Source organism: Psychrobacter sp. CX10 (genome assembly GCF_057621575.2).
In genome coordinates, this window is sequence record NZ_CM177736.1 from 2,600,370 (window position 1) to 2,616,283 (window position 15,914).

Annotated in this window: 13 protein-coding genes; 10 read left to right on the plus strand and 3 right to left on the minus strand. The window is 42.1% G+C overall.

All coding sequences use genetic code 11. The features are described 5' to 3' along the window. The first annotated feature begins 183 nt into the window (after nt 1–183). Complete coding sequence (locus tag AC21OH_RS10530; protein ID WP_487370406.1) at nt 184–705, plus strand: RNA pyrophosphohydrolase; 522 nt, start codon at nt 184–186, stop codon at nt 703–705. A gap of 270 nt (nt 706–975) precedes the next feature. On the opposite strand, the gene AC21OH_RS10535 is transcribed toward AC21OH_RS10530, so the two are convergent. After that, nucleotides 976–1,806, minus strand: a complete 831-nt coding sequence (locus tag AC21OH_RS10535) for an NRDE family protein (RefSeq protein ID WP_487370407.1) — start codon at nt 1,804–1,806, stop codon at nt 976–978. A 559-nt stretch (nt 1,807–2,365) separates the two neighbouring features. Here AC21OH_RS10535 and urtA point away from each other — a divergent pair. The 9 genes from urtA (at nt 2,366) to AC21OH_RS10580 (ending at nt 12,758) form a co-directional block, all read left to right on the plus strand. After that, a complete protein-coding gene (gene urtA, locus AC21OH_RS10540) occupies nt 2,366–3,640 on the plus strand; it encodes an urea ABC transporter substrate-binding protein (protein WP_487370443.1) in 1,275 nt (424 codons plus the stop codon). A 718-nt stretch (nt 3,641–4,358) separates the two neighbouring features. Further along, entirely contained in the window at nt 4,359–5,960 is a 1,602-nt protein-coding gene (urtB, locus tag AC21OH_RS10545) for an urea ABC transporter permease subunit UrtB (RefSeq protein ID WP_486535777.1), read from the plus strand. A 10-nt stretch (nt 5,961–5,970) separates the two neighbouring features. After that, nucleotides 5,971–7,041, plus strand: coding sequence for an urea ABC transporter permease subunit UrtC (urtC, locus tag AC21OH_RS10550; RefSeq protein WP_487370408.1), 1,071 nt, complete (start codon nt 5,971–5,973; stop codon nt 7,039–7,041). Between the two features lie 182 nt (nt 7,042–7,223). Next, complete coding sequence (gene urtD, locus AC21OH_RS10555; RefSeq protein ID WP_486535776.1) at nt 7,224–8,060, plus strand: urea ABC transporter ATP-binding protein UrtD; 837 nt, start codon at nt 7,224–7,226, stop codon at nt 8,058–8,060. A 145-nt stretch (nt 8,061–8,205) separates the two neighbouring features. Continuing rightward, nucleotides 8,206–8,904, plus strand: a complete 699-nt coding sequence (gene urtE, locus AC21OH_RS10560; protein ID WP_486535661.1) for an urea ABC transporter ATP-binding subunit UrtE — start codon at nt 8,206–8,208, stop codon at nt 8,902–8,904. Nucleotides 8,905–9,106: 202 nt separating this feature from the next. Next, entirely contained in the window at nt 9,107–9,988 is an 882-nt protein-coding gene (lgt, locus tag AC21OH_RS10565; RefSeq protein ID WP_487370409.1) for a prolipoprotein diacylglyceryl transferase, read from the plus strand. Between the two features lie 527 nt (nt 9,989–10,515). Further along, entirely contained in the window at nt 10,516–11,376 is an 861-nt protein-coding gene (locus tag AC21OH_RS10570; protein WP_487370410.1) for a thymidylate synthase, read from the plus strand. A 160-nt stretch (nt 11,377–11,536) separates the two neighbouring features. After that, nucleotides 11,537–12,118, plus strand: a complete 582-nt coding sequence (locus AC21OH_RS10575) for a dihydrofolate reductase (protein ID WP_487370411.1) — start codon at nt 11,537–11,539, stop codon at nt 12,116–12,118. Between the two features lie 172 nt (nt 12,119–12,290). Beyond that, the gene (locus tag AC21OH_RS10580) at nt 12,291–12,758 is read left to right on the plus strand and encodes a hypothetical protein (protein ID WP_487370412.1); all 468 of its coding nucleotides are present in this window, start codon (nt 12,291–12,293) and stop codon (nt 12,756–12,758) included. A 235-nt stretch (nt 12,759–12,993) separates the two neighbouring features. Here AC21OH_RS10580 and AC21OH_RS10585 read toward each other — a convergent pair whose 3' ends face one another. Next, on the minus strand, nt 12,994–14,976 hold the full coding sequence (locus AC21OH_RS10585; protein WP_487370413.1) for an aminopeptidase P family protein: 1,983 nt from the start codon (nt 14,974–14,976) through the stop codon (nt 12,994–12,996). Nucleotides 14,977–15,307: 331 nt separating this feature from the next. Continuing rightward, nucleotides 15,308–15,769: a hypothetical protein gene (locus tag AC21OH_RS10590; RefSeq protein ID WP_487370414.1), complete on the minus strand. Its 462-nt coding sequence runs from the start codon at nt 15,767–15,769 to the stop codon at nt 15,308–15,310. Nucleotides 15,770–15,914: the final 145 nt, after the last annotated feature.

Here is a 15,914-nt window from a genome sequence, read left to right on the forward strand (position 1 = left end):
AATAGTAAGTAATGATTATCAATCTGTCTGTTTGTATTTTATACGTTTGTTTATGATGGTTATAACTATGCGTATTTTTTTAATTTGAATGATGAATAAAGACAAGATTGATTTTATATTTTAATAACATTTATTTTTATAATTTTTAAAACATCTAATAATTGCTATTTTAAGGATTTAGTCATGATTGATGCAGACGGCTTTAGAGCCAATGTCGGTATCATCTTGGCAAATACACGAGGTCAAGTACTATGGGCAAAACGTGTTGGACATAACTCATGGCAATTCCCTCAAGGAGGGATAGATACAGGTGAAACACCGATTGATGCTATGTATCGAGAGTTATGGGAGGAAGTTGGATTATATCCTAAACATGTACAGCTTTTAGCTGCTACTAACAATTGGTTGAGATATCGTTTACCCAAACGTTATATCCGCCATGGACAGCATCCTTTGTGTATTGGACAAAAACAAAAGTGGTTTTTGCTCAAGCTAGATGAGCCGAATACGCAACATATTCGATTTGACACAGCCAAGCCAGAGTTCGACCATTGGGAATGGGTGAGCTATTGGTATCCGCTGGGTCAAGTTGTTCATTTTAAACGAGGGGTATATCGCCGCGCTTTGCGAGAGCTGGCACGCGAATTACCACTAAAAAAAGAGTTGGTTCTCCCTGAGAATACAAATCATCTACTTCCAGTGTGATTTGACAACTCTATATAATTTTATTGTGATTTTAAGGCTTGTATCTATTGGTACAGGCCTTTCTTTATGGGCTCAGGCATCATTGATACTTAAGACCTTTTATAGTCGTCGAACACCTAAACGGTTACGGTGTTAACCTCGGTAAGCCTATGTGAGTAGCCCTTGCACTCGTCTGCCATGTAACTCTTTTAGACTTGTTCACTATAGTTTGTCCACCTTTTCATTCCTTTTCTATTTCTTCTACCTTTTAAGTGACATCCTGTATCATCTCTACGCAGACTGGTGATCGTAGGAGCGACTGTTTAATATCAGTTTGAGAGAAGAGGCGAGCTGAGTATCGTCTGATTTAGCGCGCTGTATGGTTAACACACTTTGAGTACGCGTGCCATAGGTAGGCATCTCGGGAGTATCTATGCAGATAGAAGATAGCGACTGTTCAAGCTTAGGTGGCATGCCCGTATCAGGTAATTGATCGCCTGGTGCTTCAAGGGTATCGGATAGTACCCAGAATGCGGCGGGTTGCCAATAGCTAAAGTCGCCTTGATGCCGTTCTATACTTTCACTGATTAATGGCAGCACTTCTTGTCTGACTCGGCCACGTAACCGTTCAGACTTAAACCACGCTTCATCGGGTTGTCCGTTTGAAATAATGTGTAATCCATTATGTAGTGCCGTTGGTGGAAAGCCTCTATTGTTCACCAATACCGCTTGTTTATCATTACCAATGATAAGATTGAATCCTGCGTAAGCTTGCTGATCTAATTGTCTGGCGTATGCTAAAGGCGATAATGTGCTTGTTAAGAAGTTAGTCACTAACTCGCCGCGTGAGCGCTGATCAGCACTAGCCTGCACCCCATCACGGAAATTTAATACAGCGGCCCAGCGGCCATTTTGATACCCAATGCTATCTGCACTTTTGGTCTGCTGTTGATGAATACCTAGCCACGTTCCACCACTTTTATCATCTCGCCCCGCATATATGGGCGCATCTTCCCATTGATGTGCCTTAGTCGTAGGTCTCGCCAAAAATTCATCACGATTAGACAACAGCACTAGTGGCATGTCCTCAAATAACTGCCACGCTATGGCAACAATACACATAACTTATCCTTTTTGATGATTAGAGTCATATAAAAACTAAACATTGATGGTTTTGACCTCGCTAAGCTGACTTAATTAGGGTCTGTTGAACATTTTATATTGTCTATAGGTCTTAAACCTTATCACTGTTATTGACAAACTCAAAAGGTTTGAATTTGAATGGCCTGTCTATTTTAAGCCTCTCCACCAATGCGATTTGAAAAACGCAATATATTGAAACTCCTGAATATCTGAAACCCTAAATGTTTGAATAAATTGATTATTAGACATTGTTCATGGATTTACTGCTTTTTTTAAACGCTAAATAACTTAAAAGTAGTGCAATTATCAAACTATTTGTTCAATTTGGTGCAGTTTATTTAATAATTGCGCTCATTATGGATAAAAAATACGTTATTAAGGTGGCACAGATATTGAATTATTAAATACAGTTGTGCCTCAAACGCACTGATAACTCAAATTCAAAATTTAGGAGCTCTTCATGTCTGTTCAAACCACCTTAAATGACTTTAATCAACAAAACAGCAAACATAACATTTTTAACTCTAAACTGTCTTTGATGGCAGTGGCGATAGCGGGCAGCCTAAGCCTTATTGGTTGTCAAAAACCAGCAGAGACAGCAGCTCCAGAAGCTGAGCCAGAAGCGACTACAGAAACGACCAAGACGACCGAACCTGCAGCGGATGGCGATACGATTAAAGTTGGTATTTTACATTCTTTATCAGGCACCATGGCTATCTCTGAAACCTCGCTAAAAGATACCGCCTTAATGACTATTGATGAAATTAATGCCAATGGTGGTGTGCTTGGTAAGCAGCTTGAGCCAGTTGTCGTTGATCCTGCCTCTGATTGGCCACTGTTTGCTGAAAAGGCGCGTCAGCTGTTAACGCAAGATAAAGTAGATGTTATTTTTGGTGGGTGGACATCTGTATCACGTAAGTCTGTATTACCTGTTGTTGAAGAACTTAACGGGTTGATGTTCTACCCTGTTCAGTATGAGGGTCAAGAACAGTCAGAAAACATCTTCTATACGGGCGCTGCGCCAAATCAGCAAGCCATTCCAGCGGTCGAATATCTCATGAGTCCAGAGGGCGGTAGCGCCGAGCGTTTTGTATTACTAGGTACTGACTATGTTTATCCCCGTACTACCAATCAGATTTTACGAGCTTTCCTAAAATCTAAAGGCGTGGCAGAAGAAGACATCATGGAAGAGTATACGCCATTTGGATTTAGCAACTATCAAACCATCGTATCTAACGTTAAGAAATTTGCAACTGGCAAGAAAACTGCGGTGATCTCAACCATTAACGGTGATTCTAACGTACCGTTTTATCGTGAGCTTGCCAACCAAGGTATCGAAGCTTCTGACATTCCAGTCATGGCTTTCTCAGTAGGTGAAGAAGAGCTACGCGGTATTGACACCAGCTTATTACAAGGTCACTTGGCGGCATGGAACTACTTTATGTCGATCAAAAACCCTGCAAACAACGATTTCACATCTAAGTACAAGAAGTTTGCACTGGATCAAAACTTACCAAATGCCGAAAAAGTCGTGACGAACGATCCTATGGAAGCCACTTATGTGGGTATCAACATGTGGAAGCAAGCGGTGGAAGAGGCAGGCAGCACGGATGTTGATAAAGTACGTATGACCATGGGCGGTCAAACCTTTGATGCCCCTTCTGGATATACACTAAAAATGGATGAAGAGAACCACCATTTGTGGAAGCCGGTTATGATTGGTCAGATCCGTGCAGACGGTCAGTTTGATGTGATTAACAAAACGCCTGAGGTGATTCGTGCTGAGCCTTGGAGCCAGTACATTCCAAAATAACTCGTGCCAGCATAGCCTTAGAAACTATGCTACATAAGTAAGTCGGCAAATGTCGTATTTATCATAAAACCTAACCTTTTATATAGCGCGGATAGCCAAATGTATGGCTATCCGTTAAACACCTGATAAAAGTAAGCAAAGTAAGCCATTATATAAACGATGCATCAAAAAGCTTTTGTTTATAGTTTGTTATATAGCTTTCTTCTATTGGTACCCGGCGCATCCAAATTACCGCATTTATCTCGACTTCTACTTAGTTTAATTGACGTTAGTTGTAATCCTGTCAGCTTAAACGCAGTTAAGTTATGGTTTGAATGCATTAGGGTGCATCGATTTTAAAATCGCTATGGAGCCGTTAAAGATGTTACCTTCCATTTTACAGCCAACACCTGCCCTACTAAAGACAATCACTAAAAAACCCATTTCATTAAAAATTGTCACAGCCGGTCCGTTTAGAGACTTTAATCAGTCGTTTCACTCTAGATATAAGATGCATAAACAAGGGTTGATAACCCCATTGGTAAACCTTTGTTTATGGGTACTCATATTAATTGCGGCTGTTTGCGTTAGCCTGTCGTTAAGTATCGCGCCAGCTTATGCAAGTAGCAGTGAAGCGTCAAATGCTGTAGCGTCAAATGCTGATCAGCAACAAAACTCGCTACCTCTTGATACTGCGACTATCACTTCAGACATGGTGAATACACCCAATAGCAATGTTATGCAGCAAAACGAGCAGTCTTTAACGACTCCCGCTGCGGATGGCGCTACAGAAGCTTTAAATTCGCAAAGCAATATAAATACTGATCAGGATGCTATTGAGCAATTCGTCGCAGGAGACTTTACCCAGCGTCAAGCTATGCTAAATGACTGGCCAGGTTCTGTTGAAAACTTAGACACTTTGGTTGAGCTTATTAGTAACGATGAGTTATACCAAGGAAACGGCGGCCAAACGTACCTATTAAATAGTGACGATCAGCTGTTTACCTATCCAGACAGACAAGAAACCAGCGACTGGCCAAATGACTTATCGCAAGTGACTTTAACCAATACACTGCGCTCAGCGCTAATATTTGGACAAGCCAAAGCAAAACTCAATTCAGAAAATCCAGTTCAACGCTTAGAAGCCGTAGAAATATTATCTGAAAATATCAATCAAGTAGATCCGGCTACCATCACAACTGCCGCTGCCTCAGAGAGCAATAGTAAGGTCGCCGACGCATTGGCTGAGCTTCAAGCCCGTATTGATTTTAAACAAGGGGATGAAGCCACCAAGCTTGCTGCAGTCAATGTGTTGTCAAAAAGCGACAGCCCACAAGTCTTGGTAAATATTCAAAATGCACTAAAAGATGACACCTTATCCGCTGATTTAAAAGCGGCTTTGATAAGCGCAGAGAGCAGCGTTGCCAATCGCATCAAGATCAGTACGTGGGCGGGTCATTTGTTTACCGGTATGAGTACCGCTAGTATCTTGCTATTGGCAGCACTTGGTCTAGCAATTACTTTCGGCCTGCTGGGCGTAATTAATATGGCTCATGGCGAGCTGATTATGATCGGGGCTTACGCAACGTATGTGGTACAAAACCTGTTTCAAACCTATTTACCCAGTATGAGTGGCTGGTATCTCATTGCTGCAATACCTGTCGCATTTTTGGTCAGTGCCATTATCGGCATGATCATCGAACGTATTGTGATTCGCCCTTTATACGGACGAGAGCTTGAAACCCTGCTTGCTACGTTCGGTATTAGCTTAATATTAATGCAGCTAGTACGTATGACCTTTGGCGCGCAAAACGTCGAGGTGAGTAATGTGGATTGGCTAAGCGGTGCATATCAAGTGTCGGCAAGCTTATCGCTACCTTACAACCGTATTGCGATTATCGGCTTTACCGTAATCGTCTTGGCGCTTTTAATCTACCTACTCAACAAAACCCGCTTTGGATTGTTTGTTCGTGCGGTTACTCAGAATCGTCAAATGGCGCGTGCGGTTGGTATCCCGTCCGCTCGCATCGATATGCTTGCGTTTGGTCTTGGCTCGGGCTTAGCTGGACTTGCAGGCTGTGCTTTGGCGCAAGTAGGTAATGTGGGCCCAGATTTAGGACAAACCTATATTATCGACGCATTTTTAGTCGTCGTGGTAGGCGGTGTTGGTCAAGTTTGGGGTGCTGTTTTAGCTTCTCTAGGTCTTGGCATTAGTGGTACTGCGCTTGAAATCGGTATCGGCGCTGTATTGGCTAAGATTGTGTTATTGGTTCTTGTGATTCTGTTTATTCAGAAACGTCCACAAGGTTTATTCGCCCTAAAAGGCCGCTTTGTGGATTAAGGAAAACATCATGCGATTTACTCAACTACTGTCTGATTCACCACGTAACTCTATATTGATTGGATTATGTTTTTTAGTACTACTGATTTTACCGTGGCTGCACTTGATGCCAGAAACCTCAAGCCTACATTTATCTGCATATTGGATAACGCTTATCGGCAAAATTATGGCCTTGGCCATGGTGGCACTTGCTCTAGATTTGGTATGGGGATATGCAGGTATCCTAAGCTTGGGACACGGTCTTTATTTTGCCTTAGGCGGTTATGCCTTTGGTATGTATCTTACTCGGGAAACAGCTGGACCAGGTCTTCCTGATTTTATGCGGTTTTTAAGCTGGACTGAAATGCCATGGTATTGGGCGGGCACACAGCACTTTTGGTGGGCGATGGCCTTAGTGGTCTTAGTACCAGGTTTGGTAGCGTTTATTTTTGGTTTCTTTGCATTTAGATCCAAAATTAAAGGAGTTTATTTTTCTATCATTACTCAGGCCATGACCTATGCCGCCGCTCTACTGTTCTTTCGTAATGAAACTGGGCTTGGCGGTAATAACGGCTTTACTGGGTTTACCACTTTACTGGGTTACGACATTACCGCAGCATCTACCCGTGCCATGTTGTGCTTTGTGACGGCTTTAGCGCTATTGTTATCCTACCTTGGATTGCGTTATTTGATGAATCAGCCTTATGGACGGGTGCTGGGTGCCATTCGTGACAGCGAAAACCGTTTGCAATATTTAGGCTATCGTACACTGTGGTATAAGCTATCGGCTTGGGTACTTTCAGCAGTGATTGCGGGTATCGCAGGCGCACTGTATGTACCTCAAGTAGGTATTATTAATCCAGGTGAGATGAATCCGGTGAACTCTATTGAGATGGCCGTGTGGGTAGCCGCTGGCGGACGCGGTACTTTAATAGGCGCTATTGTTGGTGCAGGCGCTGTCAATGCCATTAAAACCTATTTTACTGTCGCCTACCCTGAATTCTGGTTATTGATACTAGGGGGATTGTTTGTGGTTGTGACGCTGTTTTTACCCAATGGCATTATCGGCCTACTGGACCGCTTTAAAAAGGAGAAGGAATAATGTCTAAACCATCCATAACACCTAATGCCAGTATCGAAAACAGCAATCAAAGTAGCACTGTCTCAACAAATAACGGAGCGAATAATAATTTGTCTACGATACCGTCCACTCAAGACATAACGGCTGCTAAAGATACGGTCAGTCAGGCGACTAAAACTCAACCGGTGCAATCGGTTACGGCGATGACTGGCCATGCGGATGACCCTCTTATCGATGAGGACTTTGGAACCGGAATAGATGGCCTTGTGCATCCCGTACCCAAATCGGGGCCTGATTTGAGCCACGGTATTGCCCTATATCTTGAAAATGTGAGTGTGTGGTTTGATTCATTTCGCGCGCTAAACGATCTATCGTTATACATTGAAGAAGGTGAGCTTCGCTGTATTATTGGTCCTAATGGGGCGGGTAAAACGACGTTGATGGACGTCATTACAGGCAAGACACGTCCTACAGAAGGCAGTGCATTCTTTGGACAAGTACATAACTTAGCGACTTTGTCGACGGAGCAAATTGCCGAAGCAGGTATTGGACGTAAGTTTCAAAAACCCACGGTATTTGAAAACTTTACCGTGCTAGATAATCTCATGCTTGCTGCGCCAAAAGATAAGCGTGTATCAAAAAGTTGGTTTACCAAGATGGATGCCGATACCCAAAACACGTTAGATTCAACATTGGATCAGATTCGTCTGCATGACATGATTAATAAGCCTGCAGGTTTGCTGTCACATGGACAAAAGCAGTGGCTTGAAATTGGTATGTTATTAATGCAAAGCCCAAAGCTCATCTTACTTGATGAGCCAGTGGCGGGCATGACAGATGCAGAAACAGAACACACTGCTGAATTGTGCTTACGATTAAAAAAAGACCACACCTTAGTCGTGGTCGAGCATGACATGACCTTTATTGACGCCATCAGCGAAAAAGTAACCGTACTGGCCAATGGGGCTATATTAGCTGAAGGTACTTTGGATGAAGTCCAAAACGATGAGGCGGTGATTGAAACTTATTTGGGTCGCTAATTAAACTGGTCAACAAAGCTTGACAAAAAAGCTTTTTAAAAAGCTGGTCTAGAAAACTAGTCTGAAAAGCTAGTCAATAAGTAGGAATCACCTACTTTGGTTAGAGAAGAAACAGCATTGTATTCATAAATTTTAGGGCGTTTATATGTTAGAAGTTAATGCTATAAATCAATATTACGGCGGCAGCCATATCTTACGAGATGTGTCATTTATGGCGCCAATTGGCGAGTGTAGTGTGGTACTTGGGCGCAATGGCGTTGGTAAAACTACCTTACTTAAATGCTTGATGGGCATTTTACCTATTAAGTCGGGCGAAATAATTTTAAATGGCAAAGACATTAGCAAGCTTACGCCTGAACAGCGAGTACGCGCAGGACTTGCATATGTGCCTCAAGGTCGGGATATTTTTTCAACCTTAACCGTTGAAGAAAACATTCTTATCGGTATGGCCAAGTTTTCTCAACGTAAAGCCAGTAAAGTGCCTGAACATTTGTATGACATATTTCCGGTGCTCGATGAGATGAAACATCGCCGCGGCGGTGATTTGTCTGGTGGTCAGCAGCAGCAGCTTGCTATTGCTCGCGCACTGGCTTCAGAACCTACCGTACTAATTTTGGATGAGCCTACCGAGGGTATTCAGCCGTCTATTATTAAGGACATAGGGCGCGTAATTCAAGATCTCGGACGTCAAGGCAATATGGCGATTGTTTTGGTAGAGCAGTTTTATGAATTCGCCGAAGAGTTGGCAGACAACTATACCGTGCTGTCGCGTGGTCAAGTAGTGGCGCAAGGACGCGGCACTACAATGGCTGCCGATAATATACAAGAGTTAGTTGCGATATAAAGTTTTATATCTTAATTATAAAAGAGCACTTTTTATGGCAATATTATCAAATATTGCCATTGTCACATGATATATAGCGGCATAGTTTTATCAGTCGTACAGATTAATTAGTTGCACAGATTAATTAGTCCACTGATTAATGCCCTATCTCCTATTTTTTGTTATCATGACGCTTATTCGAATAACAATGTAGACTGATGTCATGATGATTCATCCCCAGTTTGACCCAGTAGCTTTATCACTCGGACCTATACAGGTGCATTGGTATGGCTTTATGTACTTATTGGCCTTTGCCGCCGCCTATGGATTAGCGTGGTATCGCAGTACCAAACGTGAAGGCTGGACCACCGACATGGTATCAGATCTCGTATTCTTTGGTGCCCTCGGTGTTATTTTAGGCGGTCGCATTGGGTATGTACTGTTGTATCAATTCGGTGAGTTATTGCAAAACCCGGCCTATCTATTAAAGGTTTGGGAGGGTGGTATGTCGTTTCATGGCGGTTTCGTCGGTGTCGCCTTAGCCATGATATATTTCGCTAAAAAATACAAAAAGCCGATTTTTAGTGTGCTCGATTTTATTGTACCTTGTGTGCCAACGGGCCTACTGTTTGGCCGTCTTGGTAATTATATTAATGGCGAGTTATGGGGACGTGTCTCCGATGGCGGCTATAATTGGTTAACCTATTTCCCCCAAGCTGCACAATTTGACTCTGCGCTTATCACCACCAACCCTGCCATGCAGTCGCTGATGACTCAAGTAGATGGCAACTATCTTTTGCCACGTCATCCTTCACAGCTTTATGAAGCCTTAGCTGAAGGATTACTGACGTTCATTTTTGTATGGTGGTTTTCATCCAAACCACGCCCACGTATGGCGGTCACCGCTTTATTCATGCTATGTTATGGTATTAGCCGCTTTGTGATTGAGTTTTTCCGTCAGCCGGACCCAGGCTACGAGCTACTGATGGGCTGGATGAGTAAAGGTCAACTATACACGTTACCCATGATTATCATTGGTATCGTGCTTATGGTATTGGCTTATCGCCGCCAAGTGTACGATTGGGGCAAATACGCAACCAACTAATAACAATCCCTACTTTGATAAGACGTATACTCTAATAGGTTTTAACGCGCTATAAAGTAGCTATTTACTGATTAAAATATGTTAGGGTCTGTTGAACATTCAAATATGGAACTGGCGGCAGTTATTTTTTAGTCAATATGCAGGGAAATTTTAGACACTTAGTTATTCTAAGTTAGAAAATTTCACAATATATTGACAAAAAATAGCCCCGCCCCGTAGGGCTGATGCTAAAATTACCCCAAACGTTGTTATAAACCTAGCTAAGGTCTAGACATTATCGTCGGTTTATGCCTAGTTTGGAACAATTTTAGCTATCAGCAGTCCTAATATTTGAATGTTCAACAGACCCTAAATAAGCTATCAGATATAACGATACTTCTGAATTTTTAAAGATTATATTTTATACCAAGTATGAAAATTAACCTATTAAGCAAAACCAGTGCAAACGCTACCAGTAGTAGGGTGGGCGAGTTTGACAAGGATAGGTTATTTTTTAGAACAGGTATTATTATTCGGTTACTGCAACTATGATAACAACCAAAAATGAAGCCGCTTATCTTGATTTGATCCGATATGTTCGCGATCATGGTGCTGAAAAAGGCGACCGTACGGGTACGGGCACACGCAGTCACTTTGGGGCGCAAATGCGCTTTGATTTAAACGATGGTTTTCCGCTTTTAACCACCAAAAAAGTACATATGAAATCTATTACCTATGAGCTATTTTGGTTTTTAAGTGGTGATACTCATGTTAAGTACTTGCAAGATAATGGGGTCCGCATTTGGAATGAGTGGTCCACTGCAGAGCAAACGGCACGCTTTGGGCGTCCTGAGGGTGATCTTGGTCCTATTTACGGTCATCAGTGGCGTAATTATGGTGCAACCAAAGACGCTAAGGGCAACTATAATCAAGACGGTGTTGACCAAATCAAAAACGTGGTTGAGCAGATTAAAAACAATCCCAATTCACGTCGATTGATTGTCTCTGGCTGGAATCCTGCTGAAGCCAATCAAGTCGCGCTCCCCCCATGCCATACTTTATTTCAATTCTTTGTCGCAGACGGCAAATTATCTTGTCAGTTATATCAGCGTTCGGCCGATTTATTTTTGGGTGTCCCTTTTAACATTGCCAGCTACTCACTTCTTACGCATATGATTGCTCAAGTATGCGACTTAGAGGTCGGTGAATTTGTTTGGACAGGTGGCGATTGTCACTTATATCAAAACCATATCGATCAAGTTAATGAGCAGTTATCACGTACCCCATACGCGTTGCCAACACTGTGGTTAAACCCTGAGGTTAAAGATATTTTTAGTTTTACTTTTGATGACATTATGATAGAGGGTTATGAGTCTCACCCCGCTATCAAAGCTCCTGTCGCGGTTTAAAATCGGTCCGATGCCTTGTAACAGGCGCTATCCTTGTGACAGACACTGTTCTTGTGACGGACACTATTTAATAACCATGAAAGTAGTTAAACTAGGGTCTCTTGAACCAATAACGTAGCTATAAAGCATAATAAACATATTTGCATATAAGGACATCCTCATGAGTTACGCGCATACCCAAGTTGCTCAAATAGCGGCCATTAGCAACAACCGTTGTATTGGTAAAAATAATGAGCTACCTTGGCATATATCTGAAGATTTAAAACATTTTAAAGCCAAAACAACCGCTGAAACTGATCCATATTCTGATAGTGGCATGAAAGGTATTGTCATTATGGGTCGTAAAACCTTTGAATCTATGGGGTCAAAGCCACTACCAAACCGAGTGAATTTCATCATCACCACTCAGTTAGATTATGCTCAAAAAATGGGACTAGAAGACAATGATGATGTACACATTGTGCATAATTTAGACGATGCCTTAACGCATTGTGCTAACGTTGCGCACGGTCTGAACTTCGATACCATTTGGGTGATAGGCGGCGAAAAAGTGTTTACCAACGCTATGATGTTTACCGATCGTCTTGAATTAACCATTGTCGATACTGAGATTGAAAACGGGGATGCCTTTTATCCTGAAATCCCAGAGAATTTTGAGCTTACAGAGGAATCTGAATCATTTACCGATGAAAAAAGCGGTATGAGCTATAAGTTTGTGACTTATATGGCGAAGAAGGGTTAATCGTTTTAATAATACTGCAGTCGAAATAAATTATATGCGTGATTTCTTGAACGAGGTTAAAACTATATCCCTTTTTATAGCGAATTGACCTCACCTGTCTATTAATAAATAGAATATCATCACAATCTGTCTCATATGTTTAACTATAACTATTTAAGTATAAGATTCTCACATGCTAAAAAATATTTTTACATTATCATTTACGATGGCATTAGCAGCATTAAGCTTTGGCTGTCAAGAGTCGACATCAACTGCTACTTCATCAAATCTCTGCAGTGATGAAGCCTTTTTAAGTATGACTGATGAAAGTTTGAGAATGTCAACTACTATGGAATTTGAATCAAACTATGACGAGGCGAATAAAATTGTTGATACTCTTAACATACAGCTCGACCCACTTTCAAAGCCTAATAATGTCGACAGTGACGGATATGAATGTGAGATATTAGTCAAAATTAATTTTGACAATGCCAGTCATAATGCAGAAGGATATGAGTCAATTGAACAACAGGTAACTGTTATAACCAATGGTGGTTTTAATGAAGATTCTGAGTTTTTAGTAACAATAGGTATTGTTGATGAAGGATTATTAAACGATATACGCAAGAAAGTTATTCAAATTATCTCAGAAAACCAATAAAATTTTATAGGTTTTACGCACCTACCTTACCAATTAATTATTATATATAGTCAGCGAACTACTAAACGGTTACGGTTTAAACCTCGCTCGCCCTAATATAGTAGTACTTGTACTCGGTTGCCTTGTAACCATTTTAGATTTCTTTGGCTATAATTGGTGTAAGAATAAGCCCCTCTTTTAAAACTAAAAGAGGGGCTTATTAATAAAACAGATGTTTACGAATATGACTTTATTCTTAAATCGCCTTCGTACGCTCTGTTAACCACTCCAGAGCATCACCATCTACTCTATCTTTTAACTCATTATAAACCGTATGATGATAGTTATTTAGCCACTCAATTTCTTCTGAATTAAGCAGCTGAGTTTGAATCAACCGAGTATCAATCGGGCACAGTGTCACGGTTTCAAAATATAAGTAGTTACCAAACTCTGTTTCAGTTGGCGTAGAGACTGGCTGATTGACAACTAGGTTCTCAATACGAATCCCCCATTTGCCCTCACGGTATAAGCCTGGCTCATTGCTGGTCAGCATGCCCACTTTCATTGATCTCTGAACAGTAGGTGGCGCTGTGTAGGAGATACCTTGTGGCCCTTCATGGACATTTAAGAAATAACCCACTCCATGACCAGTACCATGCCCATAATCAAGCTGCTCTCTCCATAACGGCGCTCGGCATATGGCATCTAACAAGGGAGCAGATAGCCCGTCTGGAAAATGCGCGCTCGCCAGTGCAATATGTGCTTTTAGGACGATAGTAAAGTCTCGTCTTTGTGCCTCACTTACTATGCCGATACCCACCACACGAGTGATGTCAGTAGTACCGTTTTGATACTGAGCCCCCGAGTCGATGAGCAATAAGCCATCGCCATCTAGGTAGCTAAACTTGTCTTCGGTTGCACGGTAATGTGGCAGTGCGCCATTTTCATTATAGCCTGCGATGGTTGGGAAACTAGGTGATACGTAGTGTGGCTGCTTACTACGCACATCAATAAGCATGCTGTCGACGTCCAGCTCACTGAGTCGCTCGCCTTGATTAAGGCGGGCTTCAAATTCGGAGAAAAACTGACACAGGGCCGCGCCATCTTGACGCATGGCTTCACGTACATGCTCAATGTCTTCTTTAGATTTAACCGATTTTAATAGGCTACTTGGGGCAATTTGCTCAATCATTGCAATGTCATCGCCCAGCTTATCCAGTGTGCCTACTGCGACTTTGCTTGGGTCTAATAGCAGTAAGTCGTCTGGTGTGAGCTGACTTAAAGCTGATTGCACTTGAGCGTATTCTCCAGTCTCAATGCCTGCCACGTTCAATAACTCGCCTATGTCTTCCCCTACCTTGCTGCTATCGACAAACAGCGTCGCTGTATCTGTACTAATGAGTATGTGCGCTAAAAATACAGGGTTATAATCGACATCACTGCCGCGTAAGTTGGTGAGCCAAGCAATGTCATCCAAACTTGAGACGAGATGATGAGAGGCGCCAATTTGTTGCATTTGCGCACGTACCTGTGCCAGCTTCTCTTGGGCAGTTTGGGACAAGAACTGCGCTTCGTGCGCATAAAGTGGTGCACTTGGTAACGCAGGGCGATCTTCCCATAACGGTGTCAACAAGTCCATTTCAGTAATCAATCGAATACGTTCTTTATCATCGTTTGAGCCCTTTTCATCTAAGCACTTTTCATCTAAGCCCTTTTCATCAGAGCCAGTAGCATCAGAGGCAGCATCAAAGGCGTCTAGCAGACGATCTTGTTCAGACAGAGACAGGACATTGCCATCAATCGCTACATTATCGCCTGCCTGCAAATGTGTGGCCAGCCACTCGATATGATCGGGCGCACCTTTTTGCAGCTTCATAAAGCGAATACCCGTATCGGACAACTGATCTTCGGCTTGTACCCAGTAGCGGCTATCTGTCCACATACCGGCAAAGTCTTTGGTGACCACCAGCGTGCCTACAGAGCCTGTAAATCCAGTCAGCCACTCGCGCGCTTGCCAATATTCAGGCAGATACTCTGATAAGTGCGGGTCGGCAGTGGGTACCACAATTGCATCAATATCTTGGTTAATAAGCAGCTGTCTTAGAGCGGCGATACGGGCTTTATAAGTTTGTTTATCATAAGTTTGTTTACTACAGACAGCGTTATCTGCGGCACTATTGTTTGAAGTAGCGTTATTATTTGAGGTAGCGTTATTATTTATGGAAGTACTATTATTCATATTAAATCCTAATAAGGTTTTAAAGAGGCTTTAAATTTTAATGAAGGGTCTATTGTTTAATGGGTCTTATATAGCCAGCGAACTAGTAAACGGTTACGCCCTTAACCTCGCTAAGCCTACATGAGTAGTACTTGAACTCGGTTGTCTTGTCACCATTTTAGACTTCTTTGACTATACAGGGTAAAGCATCCAGTACAAAACTATAAAACCCGCTTAATCTAAGATTAAGCGGGCATTAGCATTTATAGACTCAATTAAACGAGCTTGAACTGGTTGACAGTTGTAGTGCTGTATTTAGCTTATAGTTGATGGCTGTTTTACGTCCACAGTCTTATTCAGTAACCGCTTCTTCACCGCCAAGACTCATGTCATCAGCAACTTCTACATTTTCAGAAGTTTGAGAGCTTGTATCTGGTTCACCAGCAACGGTAGCCGCCGCTTCTGCCTCATCAGTTGTTGCTGCGACCGCTTCTTCGGCACTTTGTACAGGTTCTTCAACCTCAGTTTCTGTACTTTCGGTAGCAGCACTAACTAAAGCAGTATCATCTGCCGCGCCTACAATATCTGTTGCCGTGCCTTCAGTTAAAGGAACTTGTGCAGCGTCAGTATCTACCACTTCTTCATCGATAGTAACAGTTTCTTCAGCTTCAACAGGCTCAGGCTCAATATGGTCGCCTGCGGGACGTAAGAAAGCCGAAATACCGATAAGCAGTACAAGGGCTAAAAAACCAACAATACCAATTAAAGCGTAAACAAGTTCTTTTTTGGGTTTATTTTGGCTTGCATCTGCCATAGGTCACCTATCTATATGAATAATAAAGGTTGAAGGATATGTTGTCAGTTTATATGGTCAATTGTTAGGGCCATAAATAGTGACGGAACGGTTTATATTTCTTGTCATTATATCTTAATTTGCTACGTTTTGTTAAAACGCCTTA